General features: G+C 64.8%; 12 protein-coding genes. 5 read left to right on the top strand and 7 right to left on the bottom strand.

All coding sequences use genetic code 11. The features are described 5' to 3' along the window. Nucleotides 1–242: 242 nt before the first annotated feature. Nucleotides 243–1,610: a glutamate--cysteine ligase gene (locus ASD22_RS10275; protein WP_056082662.1), complete on the top strand. Its 1,368-nt coding sequence runs from the start codon at nt 243–245 to the stop codon at nt 1,608–1,610. 142 nt (nt 1,611–1,752) lie between these two features. On the opposite strand, the gene dcp is transcribed toward ASD22_RS10275, so the two are convergent. The 4 genes from dcp to ASD22_RS10295 form a co-directional block, all read right to left on the bottom strand. Continuing rightward, nucleotides 1,753–3,900, bottom strand: a complete 2,148-nt coding sequence (gene dcp, locus ASD22_RS10280) for a peptidyl-dipeptidase Dcp (RefSeq protein ID WP_056082665.1) — start codon at nt 3,898–3,900, stop codon at nt 1,753–1,755. A 97-nt stretch (nt 3,901–3,997) separates the two neighbouring features. Next, nucleotides 3,998–4,345: a hypothetical protein gene (locus ASD22_RS10285; RefSeq protein WP_056082671.1), complete on the bottom strand. Its 348-nt coding sequence runs from the start codon at nt 4,343–4,345 to the stop codon at nt 3,998–4,000. A 112-nt stretch (nt 4,346–4,457) separates the two neighbouring features. Next, nucleotides 4,458–5,156 (bottom strand): dethiobiotin synthase, encoded by a 699-nt coding sequence (gene bioD, locus ASD22_RS10290; protein ID WP_056082673.1) that lies wholly within the window; start codon nt 5,154–5,156, stop codon nt 4,458–4,460. Beyond that, the gene (locus ASD22_RS10295; protein ID WP_056082677.1) at nt 5,153–5,842 is read right to left on the bottom strand and encodes a TMEM175 family protein; all 690 of its coding nucleotides are present in this window, start codon (nt 5,840–5,842) and stop codon (nt 5,153–5,155) included. The genes bioD and ASD22_RS10295 overlap by 4 nt, the downstream gene beginning before the upstream one ends. Nucleotides 5,843–5,901: 59 nt before the next feature. Here ASD22_RS10295 and ASD22_RS10300 point away from each other — a divergent pair, with 59 nt between their 5' ends. Next, nucleotides 5,902–6,393, top strand: a complete 492-nt coding sequence (locus ASD22_RS10300; protein WP_056082680.1) for a GAF domain-containing protein — start codon at nt 5,902–5,904, stop codon at nt 6,391–6,393. Nucleotides 6,394–6,402: 9 nt separating this feature from the next. Here ASD22_RS10300 and ASD22_RS10305 read toward each other — a convergent pair whose 3' ends face one another. Then, a complete protein-coding gene (locus ASD22_RS10305; RefSeq protein WP_082520212.1) occupies nt 6,403–7,773 on the bottom strand; it encodes an NAD(P)/FAD-dependent oxidoreductase in 1,371 nt (456 codons plus the stop codon). Between the two features lie 143 nt (nt 7,774–7,916). Here ASD22_RS10305 and ASD22_RS10310 point away from each other — a divergent pair, with 143 nt between their 5' ends. Beyond that, nucleotides 7,917–9,899 carry a UvrD-helicase domain-containing protein gene (locus ASD22_RS10310; RefSeq protein ID WP_056082683.1) on the top strand — a complete coding sequence of 661 codons (1,983 nt, stop codon included), beginning with the start codon at nt 7,917–7,919 and terminating at the stop codon, nt 9,897–9,899. A 271-nt stretch (nt 9,900–10,170) separates the two neighbouring features. Here the strand turns inward: ASD22_RS10310 and ASD22_RS16705 are convergent, their stop codons facing one another. Next, nucleotides 10,171–10,650 carry a hypothetical protein gene (locus tag ASD22_RS16705; RefSeq protein WP_156458987.1) on the bottom strand — a complete coding sequence of 160 codons (480 nt, stop codon included), beginning with the start codon at nt 10,648–10,650 and terminating at the stop codon, nt 10,171–10,173. A gap of 954 nt (nt 10,651–11,604) precedes the next feature. Next, nucleotides 11,605–12,597, bottom strand: coding sequence for an AI-2E family transporter (locus ASD22_RS10320; RefSeq protein ID WP_056082688.1), 993 nt, complete (start codon nt 12,595–12,597; stop codon nt 11,605–11,607). Nucleotides 12,598–12,791: 194 nt separating this feature from the next. On the opposite strand from ASD22_RS10320, the gene ASD22_RS10325 reads away from it, so the two are divergent. Both ASD22_RS10325 and ASD22_RS10330 read left to right on the top strand, forming a co-directional pair. Continuing rightward, nucleotides 12,792–13,640, top strand: a complete 849-nt coding sequence (locus ASD22_RS10325; RefSeq protein ID WP_056084153.1) for an HAD family acid phosphatase — start codon at nt 12,792–12,794, stop codon at nt 13,638–13,640. 299 nt (nt 13,641–13,939) lie between these two features. Beyond that, nucleotides 13,940–14,866, top strand: a complete 927-nt coding sequence (locus ASD22_RS10330; protein WP_056082690.1) for a hypothetical protein — start codon at nt 13,940–13,942, stop codon at nt 14,864–14,866. Nucleotides 14,867–14,875: the final 9 nt, after the last annotated feature.

Raw genomic sequence — 14,875 nt, forward strand, 5'->3', positions numbered from 1 at the left:
CACCGGCCAGGAACGTCACTGGCCACGATTGGCCGGAAGAATGGATTGCCCGAACCGCTCGTACAGCGACTGGCGTGTCCCGCCATCGTAGCGGCGCACTGAACGCATACCGCCTGATCCAGCTCAGGGCGTACGCGGCCCCGTGTTGGTTCAATGAGCTGTCCGACCCCGCATTCCACGACACCCCTTTTCGTCGCCTTGCGCCGCCCCCATAGTGTCGGCTTCCCCTGCGAGGCTATGCCGTGTCCATACCCAGTGCCGCCAAAAGCACGCCGATCGGCGGTCGCCAGCAACTCGCTGATTACCTGGCTGCCGGCGAAAAGCCCCGCGAAGCCTGGCGCATCGGTACCGAGCACGAGAAGTTCGGCTTTCTCACCGACAGCCTGCGCCCGCCCACCTTCGAGGGTGATCGCGGTATCCGCGTGTTGCTGGAAACGCTGGCCAGCCGCTACGGCTGGCAGATCGCCCGCGAAGGCGACATCCCGGTGGCGCTGACCCGCGGCATGGCCAACATCACGCTGGAACCGGCCGGCCAGCTGGAGCTTTCCGGTGCGCCGCTGGAAACGGTGCACGACACCTGTCGCGAAGTGAATTCGCACCTGGACGAAGTGCGCTCGGTGGCCGACACGCTGGGCATCGGCTTCCTGGGCATGGGCTTCCAGCCGAAATGGCCGCGCGACGAAATGCCGTGGATGCCCAAGGGCCGCTACAAGATCATGCACGAGTACATGCCCAAGGTCGGCTCGCTGGGCCTGGACATGATGACCCGCACCTGCACCGTGCAGGTGAACCTGGATTTCGGCAGCCAGGCCGACATGGTCAAGAAATTCCGCGTCAGCCTGGCACTGCAGCCGATCGCCACCGCACTGTTCGCCGACTCGCCGTTTACGGAAGGCCGTCCAAACGGCTATCAGTCCTACCGCTCGCACATCTGGACCGACACCGACAACGATCGCACCGGCATGCTCGATTTCGTGTTCGAGGACGGCTTCGGCTACGAGCGCTATGTCGACTACATCCTCGACGTGCCGATGTATTTCAGCCTGCAGAACGGCAAGTACCTCGACCTGGCCGGTCAGGATTTCAAGCAGTTCATGGCCGGCAACCTCGCCGCCCTGCCCGGCACCCGCGCCACCATGAAGGACTGGGCCGACCATCTCACCACCGCGTTCCCCGAAGTGCGGCTGAAGCAATACCTGGAAATGCGCGGCGCCGATGGCGGTCCGTGGAACCGGCTGTGCGCCCTGCCCGCGTTCTGGGTCGGCCTGTTGTACGACGATGAAGCGCTGGATGCCGCCTGGGACCTGGTCAAGGATTTCAGCCTCACCGAGCGCCACGCGCTGCGCGAAGGCGTGCCGAAGCATGCGCTGAAGCTGCCGTTCCGCAACGGCACCGTGCGCGACCTGGCCGAGCAGGCACTGAAGATCGCCGCACACGGCCTGCAGCGCCGCGCCCGCCTCAACGCCAACGGTGCCGACGAACGCGTCTTCCTGGAACCGCTGCTGGAAATCGTGCAAGCCAACCAGACCCCGGCCGATCGCAAGCTGGAGCTTTTCCACGGCCCGTGGAATGGCAGCGTGGACCCGGTGTTCCGCGAGTTCGCGTACTGAAACGTGTAGGAGCGCACCCTGTGCGCGATGCTTTTCGTTGCGGCGAAGAGCCATCGCGCACAGGGTGCGCTCCTACCGACGGTGTATCGAGCAACGGAAAAGGCCGGCTTTCGCCGGCCTTTTCCTCATGCGTCAGGCAACATCACTTTGCCGCCGGCGCATCCTTCAAGCCACGATTCTCCAGCATCGGCTCGATCTCCGGCTCCTGCCCGCGCCAGTTGCGGTACATCGTGGCCAGGTCTTCGGTGTTGCCGCGAGAGAGCACCATCTTGCGGAAGCGGTCGCCGTTGGCGCGGGTCATGCCGCCGTGGTCCTTGAACGCCACGAAGGCGTCGTCGGCCAGCATTTCGGTCCACAGGTAGGCGTAGTAGCCGGCGGCGTAGCCGTTGCCCCAGATGTGCTGGAAGTAGCTGGAGCGGTAGCGCGGCGGCACGTAGCTGAGGTCGGTCTTGTCCTTTTTCAGCGCGGCGGCCTCGAACGCGTCGGCGTCCTGCAGCGGCGCGCTGGCGGGTAGCGTGTGCCAGTTCATGTCCAGCAGCGCGGCGGAGACCAGCTCGGTCATGTTGTAGCCGGAGTTGAACTTGCCCGCCTTCTTCATCTTGTCGACCAGCGGCTGCGGCATCGGCGCACCGGTCTTGTAGTGCTTGGCGTAGTGCGCGAACACCTTGGGGTTGGTCGCCCAGTGCTCGTTGAACTGCGAGGGGAACTCGACGAAGTCGCGCGCGGTGTTGGTGCCGGACAGGGTCGGGTACTGCTCGTCGGCGAAAATGCCGTGCAGCGCATGGCCGAACTCGTGGAACATGGTGATGACGTCATCGAACGACAGCAGTGCCGGCTGGCCCGCGGCTGGTTTGCTGAAGTTGCCGACGTTGTAGATCACCGGTTTGGTGCCCAGCAGTTTCGACTGGGTGACCAGGTTGTCCATCCAGGCGCCGCCGTTCTTGTTGTCGCGCTTGAAGTAGTCGCAGTAGAACAGCGCCAGCGAGCTGCCGTCCTGATCGAACACCTCGAACACGCGCACGTCCGGCTGCCACACGGGGATGTCGTGGCGTTCCTTGAAAGTCAGGCCGTAGAGCTGGTTGGCGGCATAGAACACGCCGTTCTGCAGCACGTTGTCCAGTTCGAAATACGGCTTGATCTGGTTTTCGTCGAGGTCGTACTTCGCCTTGCGCACCTGCTCGGCATAGAAGTTCCAGTCCCACGGCGCCACCTTGAAACCACCGTGCTGCTGGTCGATGACGGCCTGGATGTCCTTCGCCTCGGTTTCGGCGCGGGCGGTGGCGGCAGGGACCAACCGCTGCATGAAGGCGATCGCCGTTTCCGGCGTCTTGGCCATCTGGTCGTCCAGCTTCCACCCGGCGTAGTTCTTGAAGCCCAGCAGCCTGGCCTGCTCGGCGCGGATCTGCGCCAGCCGTTCGATGGTCTTGCGGGTGTCGTTGGCATCGCCTTGTTCGGCGCGGTTCCACGAGGCCTTGAACAAGGCCTCGCGCGTGGCGCGATCGTTCAGATCCTGCAGTTCCGGCTGCTGGGTGGTGTTCTGCAGGGTCAATACGTACTTGCCATCCAGCTTGCGGTCCTTGGCGGCCGCGGTGGCGGCGGCCAGTTCGGCATCGGACAGGCTGGCGAGTTTCGATTTGTCATCGACCACCAGCGCGGCAGCCTTGGTCGCGGCCAGCAGCTTGTTGGTGAAGGCGGTGCTGAGCGTGGATTCTTCCTTGTTCAGCGCCTTCAGCTTGGCCTTGTCGGCGTCGGAAAGCTTGGCGCCGGCGTGGACGAAATCACGGTAGACCACCTCGACCAGCCGCTTCGATTCCGGATCAAGCTTGAGCGTGTCGCGCTGGTTGTAGACGGTTTCAATACGATGGAACAGCTTGTCGTTGAACGAGATCGCATCGCGATGCGCGGACAACCGCGGCGCTTCCTGCTCCTGGATTTTCTGCAGCGTGTCGTCGGTGTTGGCGCCGGTGACGGTGTCGAACGCGGCCATCACGCGGTTCAGCATGGCGCCGGATTTCTCCATCGCCACGAAGGTGTTTTCAAAGGTGGGTGCGGCGGGGTTGTTGGCGATCTTTTCGATTTCCGCCAGATGCTGGCGCATGCCCTCTTCGATCGCCGGCTGGTAGTCGCCATCACTGATCTTGTCGAACGGCGGCGCCTGGAACGGCAGCGTGCTGGCGGCGTAGAACGGGTTGCTGCCGAGGTCGGCGCCAGCGGTGTTCACGGCAGCCTGGGTGGAGAACGCGGCAAGCGACATGGTGGTGGCGATCACTAGAGTGCGAAGGGGAAACATCGTGCTTACTCCGTTGGGTACACCCAAACGTGCAACCTGGCAACAATGGGGTCAATGCCACTAACGGCACTGGTGATCACCACGACCAACCGCGCGTTCAAGCCGCCCGCAGATCGCGCAATTGCCACGCCGAGCCCACCAGCAGGTACAGGCGATGGCGCACCACGCTCATCGGCAGTGAGGTCACCAGGTCAACCTCGGTGTGCAGGCCGGCCAGGTGCGCGCTGACCTGCGCTTCGGGATCGGCATCGCCCAGGCTCGCATCCACGGCGTCCGGATCAGGCTGCACGGCGCGCCAGCGCTGGAACAGGCCATCGTCGCGCAATGATTCCTGCAGGATGGCGGCAAAACTGCGCGGATCGACGCCGTCGTAGCTGAAACGCGGGTCATCGCCACGTGCGTGGGCCAGGTCGGCGATGGAGAGGTAGTAGTGGTGTCGACTCATGTTCACTCCGGTGGGCATCGGGGATGTGCCCACCGGATATCGACGCATAGTGGCCGTGAAGCGCGCCTGACGGCGGCGCGTGAAATGCGCGACCGCAGCGCTGGAAAGGTCGTTACGCGGCCGCCATCCGGTTGGCGTCCTGCACCGCGGCGACGGCGGCAGTCAGTTGCGCAGCGGCCAGCGCCGGCACGACGCCATGCGGCAGCACGCCGAGGCAAGGCGCAGGCAACAGCTCGCGCAGGGTGGCCAGGTTTTCGTCCAGCGCATCCATCGCCGGGTCGATCCGGTTGCCGATCCAGCCGATCAGCCGGCAACCATCGGCGACGATCGCCCGCGCGCTCAACTGCGCATGGTTGAGGCAACCCAGTCGCAAGCCCACCACCAGGATCACCGGCAACTGCCACTGCCGTGGAATGTCCGCGGCGGATAGCCCGGGCGCCAGCGGCACCATCCAGCCGCCCACGCCTTCCACCACCACGCAGTCGTGCGTGCGTTCCAGTTGCTCGAACGCGGCGCGCAGCGGCGGCATCGAGATCAGCACGCCATCGTGGGCGGCCGCCAGGTGCGGCGACAACGGGTCGCGCATCGAGAACGGGTTGATCACCGCATACGGCAACGGCGCGCTGCTGGCCGCCTGCAGCGCCAGCGCATCCTCGTTGCGCAGGCCGTCGGGTGTTTCCTCGCAGCCGCTGGCCACGGGTTTCATGCCGCACGCCACCAGGCCGGCGGCGCGCAGCGCATGCAGCAGGGTGCAGGAGCTGTGGGTCTTGCCGATGCCGGTATCGGTGCCCGCGATGAAGACGGCGCTCATGCTGCTTGCCCGTAGCGCCGGTTGAAACGGCTCACCACCGGGCCGATCAGGAACAACAGCGCATACATGAAGCCGGGCAGCGCCCACATCCAGCCCGGCGCCGACAGCGGCAGCAGCAGCGCCACAAGGGCGGACGCCAGCCCGATCACGGCCGGCACGCTCCACACGCGCATCTCGCGGCGCGCGCCCAGCGTGTCGAAGCCCGCCCTGCCCGCGCGACGCGCTGCATGCCCGAACAGCGCCGTCAGCGTGCCGGCCATGCAGGCATAGGCCAGGCCGTAGCAGGCGAACAACGTGCGCATGTCGGCGGCGCCGCCGACGAGGTGGAAGTCGCTGGGCAGGCGGCCCGCGCTCAAGCCGTTGAACAGTCCCGCAAACACCATGTGCAACGGGTACACGAAGATCATCGCGAAAAACACCAGCAGCAACGACAGCCACCGGCCGGTGGTGGTGGCTTCATGGCAGCGTCGGCGCCAGCGCACGTGACCATGCCAGAAGAACGCGATGTGGAAGAAGCACACCGCGAAAGCGGGAATGCCGCCCAGCATCAGCAGCAGTTTGTCGGTGCTGTCGGGGATGGAACTGCCGCCAATCAGCAGCAAGGTAAGCGTGAACGCGAAAGCGCCGTCCACGAACGCATCAAGCCGCCCGGCCTCGATTCCTTCGCGTTGCCCGATCAGACTCATGCTCCCTCCCGCCACGATGGCTCGGCGCATAATACGAGCTTTGCCGCCGGACGCGTCGCATGTTCGAACTGAAACCACACACCTATGCCAGCAAGCGCGAGCATTACGACGACCTGGTGTCGCAGGCGCGCGGCCTGCTCGCCGGCGAGCGCGACCTGATCGCCAACGCGGCGAATTTCAGCGCACTGGTCTACCACAGCCTGCCCGACATCAACTGGGCCGGCTTCTATCTGTACGACGGCAACGAGCTGGTGGTGGGGCCGTTCCAGGGCAAGCCGGCCTGCATCCGCATCGCGCTGGGCCGCGGCGTCTGCGGCACCGCCGCGCAGACACGGGAAACCCAGTTGGTGGCCGACGTGAACGCCTTCGACGGCCATATCGCCTGCGATGCCGCCTCGCAATCGGAAATCGTGGTGCCGCTGGTTCGACCCGATGGCCGGTTGCTTGGCGTATGGGACGTGGACAGCCCGCATACGCGGCGCTTCGACGAGGACGACCGCGCCGGCATGCAGGCGCTGTGCGCGGTGTTCATCGAAAACCTGGGCGACTGAGCGCGGCCCTCAGGCCGGATCCAGCGGCGTGGTGCCACCGGTAAATTGCAGCCGCGCCTGCGCCAGGCGGTATTTGCGCTCGCGCCGCGCCCGGCGCCAGTCGCGCAGCGTGTAGACGGCATACACCAGCTTGAACAGCCGCAGTTTGCGCAGCACCAGCGGCATGTCGAACAAGTCGCCGGCCAGCATCGAGATCACGCCCTGCTCCAGCTGCCAGATGTTGCGCGGCTGGCGAAACATCTGCTGCATCACCGGGCCGTTGAAACGGTAGATGAAGAACGCGAAGCGCTTCATCGCCGCGCGCTGGCGCTTTTCCAGCTTGCGCATCAGCACCATTTCGCAGGTGGGGTCGCGCAGCGCCTGGTCGACCACCTCGACTGCCTTTTCCGCGCCGCTCATGGCCAGGTACACGCCGGAGGAAAACACCGGGTCGAGAAACGCGAACGCATCGCCCACCAGGATCCAGCCCGACCCGCCCATCGCGGTGGCGTCGTAGGAATAGTTGCCGGTGACGCGCACTTCGTCGCCGATCAACTCCGCCTGCTGCAGCCGCTGCCACAGCGCCGGCACCTGCTGCAGCGTCTGCAGCAAGAATTCGCGGGGGCTGCCCTTGCGCTGCTTCAGGTATTCCGGCCGCGCCACCGCACCCACGCTCATGCTGCCGTTCGGCAGCGGGATCATCCACATCCAGCCGTAATCGAAGTTGTAGATGCTGATATTGCCCGCGTCCGCGCCCTCGCGCGTCTGCGCGCCGCGGAAGTGGCCGAAGATGGCCGCGCTCTGGTGGGCGGCATTCTTGCGCCGCAGCTTCTTGCGGCTGGCGAAGAACGCGTCGCGGCCACTGGCGTCCACCACGTAGCGGGCGCGCAGGCGGTAGCTCTCGCCCTGGTCGGTGCCCACGTCGAGCAGGGAGTCACGCGGTCCGGCCTGCTCAACCTGCTTCACCTCATGGCCTTCGCGCGCATCGGCGCCGCACTCGCGGGCGTGCTCGTAGAGCATCTTGTCGAAATCCTGCCGCCATACCTGGAACGCGTGTGGCGGACTGTTGCCGATCGCCCGGTTGAACGCGTAGGTGTTGTAGCCGCGCTCGTTGTCCGCCTCGAAATCCGCGCCGGCCTTGAACAGGCCCATCGCGCGCACTTTTTCCAGCACGCCCAGGCGCTCGAACACCGGCAGGTTCATCGGTAGCAGCGACTCGCCGATATGGAAACGCGGGTGATGATCCTTCTCCAGCGCCACCACCTTGTAGCCGCGCCGCGCCAGCAAGGCCGCCGCGGTGCTGCCGCCCGGCCCGCCGCCGATCACCACCACGTCGCATTGCTCATCGGCATCCGCTGCCTGTGTGTCGTGTGCGTGCCCGTCCTGTGCCTGAGCCGTCATGCGTTTTCCCCCTGTGGATTGTCGGTCGCGGCATGGCCGCCAGCGGGTGATTATGCCCAAGCGTCCGCGGCCCGCCCAGATCGCATGGACGCCTCTGCTACCATCGGTCGCCCACCGATCCATCGCCCCGGCTGCCTCGATCCATGCTCAACCCGCAACAACAGGCCGCCGTCGAACATTGCGACACGCCGCTGCTCGTCCTCGCCGGCGCGGGCTCCGGCAAGACCTCGGTGATCACCCAGAAAATCGCCTACCTGATCCAGCGCAAGCGGCTGGCGCCGTCGCGTATCGCCGCGATCACCTTCACCAACAAGGCGGCGCGCGAGATGCGCGAGCGCGTGGGCAAGCTGGTAAGCGCCGACGATGCGGCCGCGCTCACGGTCAGCACGTTCCACGCGCTGGGGCTTAAATTCCTGCAGATCGAGCACGAGCGCGCCGGCCTGCGCCGCGGCTTCTCGGTACTGGACGCGGACGACAGCGGCGGCATCGTGAAGGAGCTGGCGCCCAAGGGCGTCAAGAACGATGTGCTGTTCGGCATACGCAATCTGCTCAGCCGGGCCAAGAACGGCGGCCTGTCGCCGGAGGAAGCGCTGGCCGCCGCACGCAGCCCGCGCGAGCTGGAAGCGGCCACGATCTACGATCTGTACCAGCAGCGCCTGGCGGCCTTCAACGCGGTCGATTTCGACGACCTGATCCGGCTGCCGCTACGCATCCTGGAAAGCGACGCCGAATGCCGCGACGCCTGGCGCGAGCGCCTGCGCTACCTGCTGGTGGACGAATACCAGGACACCAACGACGCGCAATACCGGCTGCTGAAGGCGTTGACCGGCGAGCGCGGCGGCATCACCTGCGTGGGCGACGACGACCAGTCGATCTATGCCTGGCGCGGCGCGAACCCGGAAAACATCGATCAGCTCGGCCGCGACTGGCCCAACCTGCGCGTGATCAAGCTGGAACAGAACTACCGCTGCGGTAAGCGCATCCTGCGCGCGGCGAACAAGCTGATCGCCAACAACCCACACCTGCACGAAAAGAAACTGTGGAGCGAGCACCCGGAGGGTGCGCCCATCCGCGTGCTGGAATGCAAGGAAGCCGAGCACGAGGCCGAGCGCATCGCCGCGGTCGCCACCACGCTGGCCGAGAAACACAAGGCGCGCTGGGAGGACATGGCGATCCTGTATCGCGGCAATTTCCAGGCACGTCCGCTGGAAAAGGCGCTGCGCCTGGCGCGCATCCCGTACCACCTCACCGGCGCGCTGAGCTTCCTCGACCGCGCCGAGGTGAAGGACCTGCTGTGCTACCTGCGCCTGCTGACCAACCCCAGCGACGACGCGGCCTTCCTGCGCGTGGTCAACGTGCCCAAACGCGAGATCGGCGCCACCACGCTGGAGAAGCTGGGCCAGTTCGCGCAATCGCGCCACTCGTCCCTGCTCGACGCCACCCGCAGCGACAGCGTGCTGCGCCAGCTCACGCCGCGCCCGGCCGCGGCGCTGGCCTCGTTCGCCACCCTGCTCGACGAACTGCGCAGCGCCTCGTTGCATGAAAGCGCCGCCGACCTGGTGGAACGCATCCTGAAACGCACCGGCTACGCCGCCCAGATCGCCGCCAGCACGCCCGACGCGGCCGTGCGCGAACGCAAGCTGGGCAACCTCAAGGAGCTGGCCGACTGGTTCCGCGCGATGCAGAAGGGTGGCAACACCGCCGGCGACCTGGCCTCGCAACTGGCCCTGCTCAGCCATGCTGACCGCGACGAGCCGGGCAATGCCGTGCGCATGATGACGCTGCACGCGGCCAAGGGGCTGGAATTCCGCTTCGTCTTCATCGTGGGCTGTGAGGATGGCACCCTGCCCCACGAAGGCGCCATCGACGAAGGCCGCACCGACGAGGAACGCCGCCTGATGTACGTGGGCATCACCCGCGCCAAGGAATTGCTGACCCTGTCGTGGTGCGCGCAGACCAAACGCTGGGGCGATATCCACCGCAACCAGCCCAGCCGCTTCCTGCACGAACTGCCGCAGGACGACCTGCACTGGCAGGGCAAGGACCCAGAAGCGGACAAGGAAATCACCCGCGAAACCGCCGAATCGCACATGGCGAAGATCAAGGCGATGTTGGCGGGCGGGTAAAACAGCGCAGAAGCCGCCTTCCCCGGGCAGGAGCCCGCTCGCAGGCGATGCTTTTGGGGCACAGGGAATAGCGGGACCGGGTAGATCATCACCTGCGAGTGGACGGTCAGATGAGGCCTTCTCCTCCAACTCACTTTTCAGAGACGCAGAGACGCGGCGATCGCCACTGCAGGGGGAAGCAAGGCGCCAGGCGCCTTTATTCGCAGCCGAATCCCGCTCGCTCAAGCGGGAAATAGAGCGCACAAAATGCAACCAGAATCTGCCCGCGCTCTTAATCCAGCTTCGGCGGCTGAGTTTGGAGGGTTTTCGTCCCACCTTTATCTACCGTAGGAATCGGTACATAAACGCCCGCCTTTCCGTGCATGTAGATATTGGCTGCGGTGGTCTGACCCCAGGTTCTTATCTTGTACGGATGGGTGTGACCGGGGAACTCTCTGATTACCTTGTAGGCGGAAGGCTCAAGCAGCGCAAGACGCTTCTCCAGCGCTGCCGTGCGCTCCTCGGCGGCGGCACTGCGCTTTTCGAGCGCAGCAATATGCGCCTTCAAATCCTTGATGACAGGATCCTCCATGACGATTACCGGTCTCTTACTCAGATCCGGATTCAACACAGTCTTGGCTCTCACTGCTGGAATTGTCGACTGCGGTTTGTCCGCGGAGCCAGGTGCTTTTTGAGCATTAATGTCTTGAGCGGCGATGAGCGACAGGGCCGCGATTAAACCGACCACAGAGATGGAGAGGGAGGTCTTCATGGAGACGTACCGTAAGACGTGGAGTGTCCCATCGTAGCTTGTGTCCCGCTGCCGTGAAAAGTGCGCGATTCACGTGCATCAAGGGGCAGGTCTAGATGAATCTAGGAGTCAGGCCTAGCATCGTAACATTTGCTGATTGTCGCCTACTTCCGAGTCCATCTCACTACGGTCGGACGCATCGTCCACCGGGACGATCCTATTGTAACCCCGGAAAAGCATGAGGTCGTCATACCTGGAATAGCGGGACAATGCAGGGAACAGCCTTGAAATATTGATTGTCCCTGAAACCGAACCCCTGGGTGGAATTTTCACCTCTTTGATTGGAAAGTTGGAAATCGGCCCTGCTTCCACAAGAGGCTGCCCACCCCGAGGGCCAGCTGCATACACAACGAGGCCGATAGCATTTTCGGCCCATGGCATATCCGCCAATTGCGGGGCCACGGGCCGTCGCGAACAATTCCAGACAGCCAAATCAAGGTAAAGAGACTTTTTGACGGCTCTGATTCGATTTGCTCTTCCACCAGAAATTTCGCGGCGGTCGCGTCAAGGCACGGCGTAAAACAGAGGATCATAAAAAGAGCGCAAGACGTCATTCTAGGAGAGGTGGATTTTGAGCCAGTTTTCCTAACCCGCCAGCCTCGCTTACTAGATATCGATAGCTTTTTTCGACGGTTTTCTTGCACTCATCGCAATCGGCAAGTTCTGCAAGCTTCCTTCGAAGACATGCCAATTGAATTATGTATGCCCGCACCTCGGATTGCGCTCTGTCCCATAAGGATCAATGCAAGCCTGATCGGGATCAGCGCCCTACCCAGCCCAGGCATGCGCACGACGTTGCCCACCACGTTGCTCAATACATAAACCGTCTTCCAGCCGCGCCAGCCTGGGGTGGCGATGTCGCCGAGGCGATGGGTATCAGGACGGTTCGCCAGTGGATTTCCGCGATCCGCAGCGTTACAGCAACTTCTCCGCCTCAAGCTCGCTTTTCAGGTACGCGTAGTAGATCGGCGCGGCGATGACGCCGGGCAGGCCGAAGGCCGCTTCCATCACCAGCATCGCCACCAGCAGCTCCCAGGCGCGGGCGCGGATCTGGGTGCCCACGATGCGGGCGTTGAGGAAGTATTCCAGCTTGTGAACCAGGATCAGGAAGACCAGCGCCGCCAGGCCCACGCCCAACGATACCGACAACCCGGCGATGGTGATGGCGGTGTTGGAGATCAAGTTGCCGACCACCGGCAGCAGGCCGACGATGAAGGTCACCACCACCAGCGTCTTGGCCAGCGGCACGTGCACGCCGAACAACGGCATCACGCCCAGCAGGAAGACCGCGGTGAACACGGTGTTGATCAGCGAGATCTTGACCTGAGCGAACACGATGTTGTGAAACGCGTCGGCCAGGCGGCGGCAGCGCAGGCTCAGTGCGGCAACCAGCGGCCCGACCTGATGCGCCGGCCGGGTGCGGCTGAGCGCGATGATGGCGCCCAGCACCAGGCCGATCAGCACATGCACGAAGGTATGCGCCGCCTCCTTGCCGGCCAGACGCAGGGTGCCAGCGTGCCGGTGGGTCAGCTCCATCACGCTGACCCGCAGGTCGTCGACGCTGTCGGGCAGGTGGTTGATCAGCACCGCGGGCAGTTGCTGGCGGGCCTTCTGCACCAGCGGCATCAGCTGCTGTTGCCACAGCAGCTCGGGGTTGCCGATCTCGGCGCGGAAAAAGCTGATGGCGCCCAGGATCAGCAGCAGCAAAAGCCCCACCACCAGCGCACCCAGCAGGGCCACCACCACCACGCGGGCGCGGTCGCCGGAGATGCGCCGGCCCAGCAGCGGCGTCATCGACTGCACCAGCTCGAACACCAGCAAGCCACCCAGCAGCGCGGGCAGCAGGTGCAACTCCACCACCAGCAGCAGCGCGATCGCGGCCAGCACGTAACTGATCTTGCGCAACATCGGGGACGGTGGGCGCCAGACGGGCGGCGAGGGGAAGGACGACGCGGGATCCATGCATATCACTGCGAGGTGGGGCGGCCAGTGTAATGCCTGGACGGGCTCCGCCTGGCGGACCGATGCATGCCGATCGGCCGATGTTTCGCACCCACCGGTTCGGCGATCATGGCGGCTTCACTCCACGCTTCAGGAACGCCATGACTCTTCGTCTCCCCGCCGGCTTGCTCGCGTTTGCCCTGCTGGCCGGTTGCGCCAGCGTACCGGTGCCGACGGCCACGGTGCCGGCCGATGACAACCTCAACGCGGTGGCGTGGAGCCAGACGGCCATCGAGCACGACCTGATCTACCTGCAGACCTATCGCGATGCGCAATCGCAGTTGCTGACCGCCCTGAACGACCCGCAGTGGGATGCACTGGCGAGTTCCGACCGGGTCGCGCCGCTGGCGCAACTGCCGCCCGCCGTGGTGCTGGATATCGACGAGACGGTGCTGGACAACTCGCCCTACGCGGCGCGCCTGGTGCGCAGCGGCAAGGAGTACGACGAGGCAAGCTGGCAAGCCTGGTGCCGTGAGGAGAGCGCCCGCGCGTTGCCGGGTGCGGTCGCGTTCACGAAGTTCGCCGCCAGCCATGGCATCGCGGTGATCTACATTTCCAACCGCAGCCGCGAGCTGGACCAGGTGACGCTGGCCAACCTGCGCAAGGTCGGCCTGCCGGTTTCCGGGCCGGACGCGTTCCTGGGCCTGGGCACGGTGGTGGCTGGATGCACCCAGGTGGGCAGCGACAAGAGCTGCCGCCGCCAACAGGTGAGCCGGCATTACCGGGTGCTGATGCAGTTGGGCGACCAGCTCGGCGATTTCGCCGACTTCCCCACCGACCGAGCCGCGCGGCCACAGGCCATGGCCCGCTACCTGCCGTGGATCGGCACCCGCTGGTTCGTGCTGCCCAACGCCACCTACGGCGCGTGGGAATCGGCGCTTTTCCACGACCAATGGAGCGCTCCGCGACAGCAGCGTCGGCGGCAGAAAATCGAGGCGCTGCGCTACTGATCGAACACGTCAATCAAAATCAACATGTTACGTAACAATAGATAGGTGTTGCCTTAACTTTCACACCAAAGTAATATCCGCCTTGCCGATCCTGCTCACCGCGAGTTTGCAGACGAGGCCGTTTCCCATCCGGTTTTGCCGGATTTCCCCGTGAGGCTCCAGCCCGCGGGGTTTTCTTTTTGTGGGCTGCCTGAAACCGGCTCCTCGCCCTTGTTCCGCATCGCGCCGGCCCTTAACCTGCCCGGTCACGGCGCGCACCGGCGTTTCGCCCTGCTGCCACCCACCGCGAGAATCCGCCCATGCGCATCACCCTTGTTCGTCACGCCCTGCTGCCGCTGCTGGCCGCGTTCGTCCTGGCCGGCTGCCATGGCAAGGACGATCCGACCCAGCCCGGCGGCAGCACGCCGGTAGCTTCCGTGCAGAGTTCGGTCGAGCTGCTGAAGAAGGGCGACCTTGCCGGCCTGTGGAAGCACGCGCTGCCGCCGGCGGATTACGCCACGCTGCGCGCCGACTGGAGCAAGCGCGACCCCAACCAGCCGCCGATCACCGAGCAGGACCGCGCCCGTTTCAACGAGACACTGCAGAAATTCACCGCGCCCGATGCCGAGCAAAAGCTGTACGCCGAGCTGGAGCCCAAGCTGACCCAGATGGAGCAGCAGTACAAGGATCAGTTGCCGGTGCTGATCAGCATGGGCGACGCCCTGGTCAAGCGCGGCATTGCGCAGAACACCACGCTGGATGCGCAGCAGAAGACCCAGGCCAATGCGGTGGTCGACGTGCTGGCGCCGTGGGCGCAGAAGACCCCATGGTTCGACCAGGCCAAGGCGAAACAGGCCGTGCACGTGGCCGTCACCACCGTGCGCCAGCTCGACCTGAAAAGCCCGGAAGCGCTGCGCGCGATGGATTTCGACACCGCCATGAAGAAATACGCGGTGGGCTATGCCGGCGCCAAGCAGTTGCTGGCCATCTACGGCCTGTCGGTGGATGACACGCTCGATTCGATCAAGCTCAGCGAGCTGGAGAACAAGGACGGCCACGCGAAGGTGAAGATCGACTACACCCTGCTGGGCAAGCCGCTCTCCACCGAAACCGCGATGGTCGAGGTCGACGGCCGCTGGTATAGCGAAAGCATGCTGAAGAACGCCCGCCAGTCGCACCAGCAGCACGAAGACAACGCGGCAACCGCCGAGCCGGCACCGGCCGGCAGCACCGCTCACACGGACTGATCGGCGCAA

Source organism: Rhodanobacter sp. Root480, assembly GCF_001426645.1.
Lineage (GTDB): Bacteria > Pseudomonadota > Gammaproteobacteria > Xanthomonadales > Rhodanobacteraceae > Rhodanobacter > Rhodanobacter ginsenosidimutans.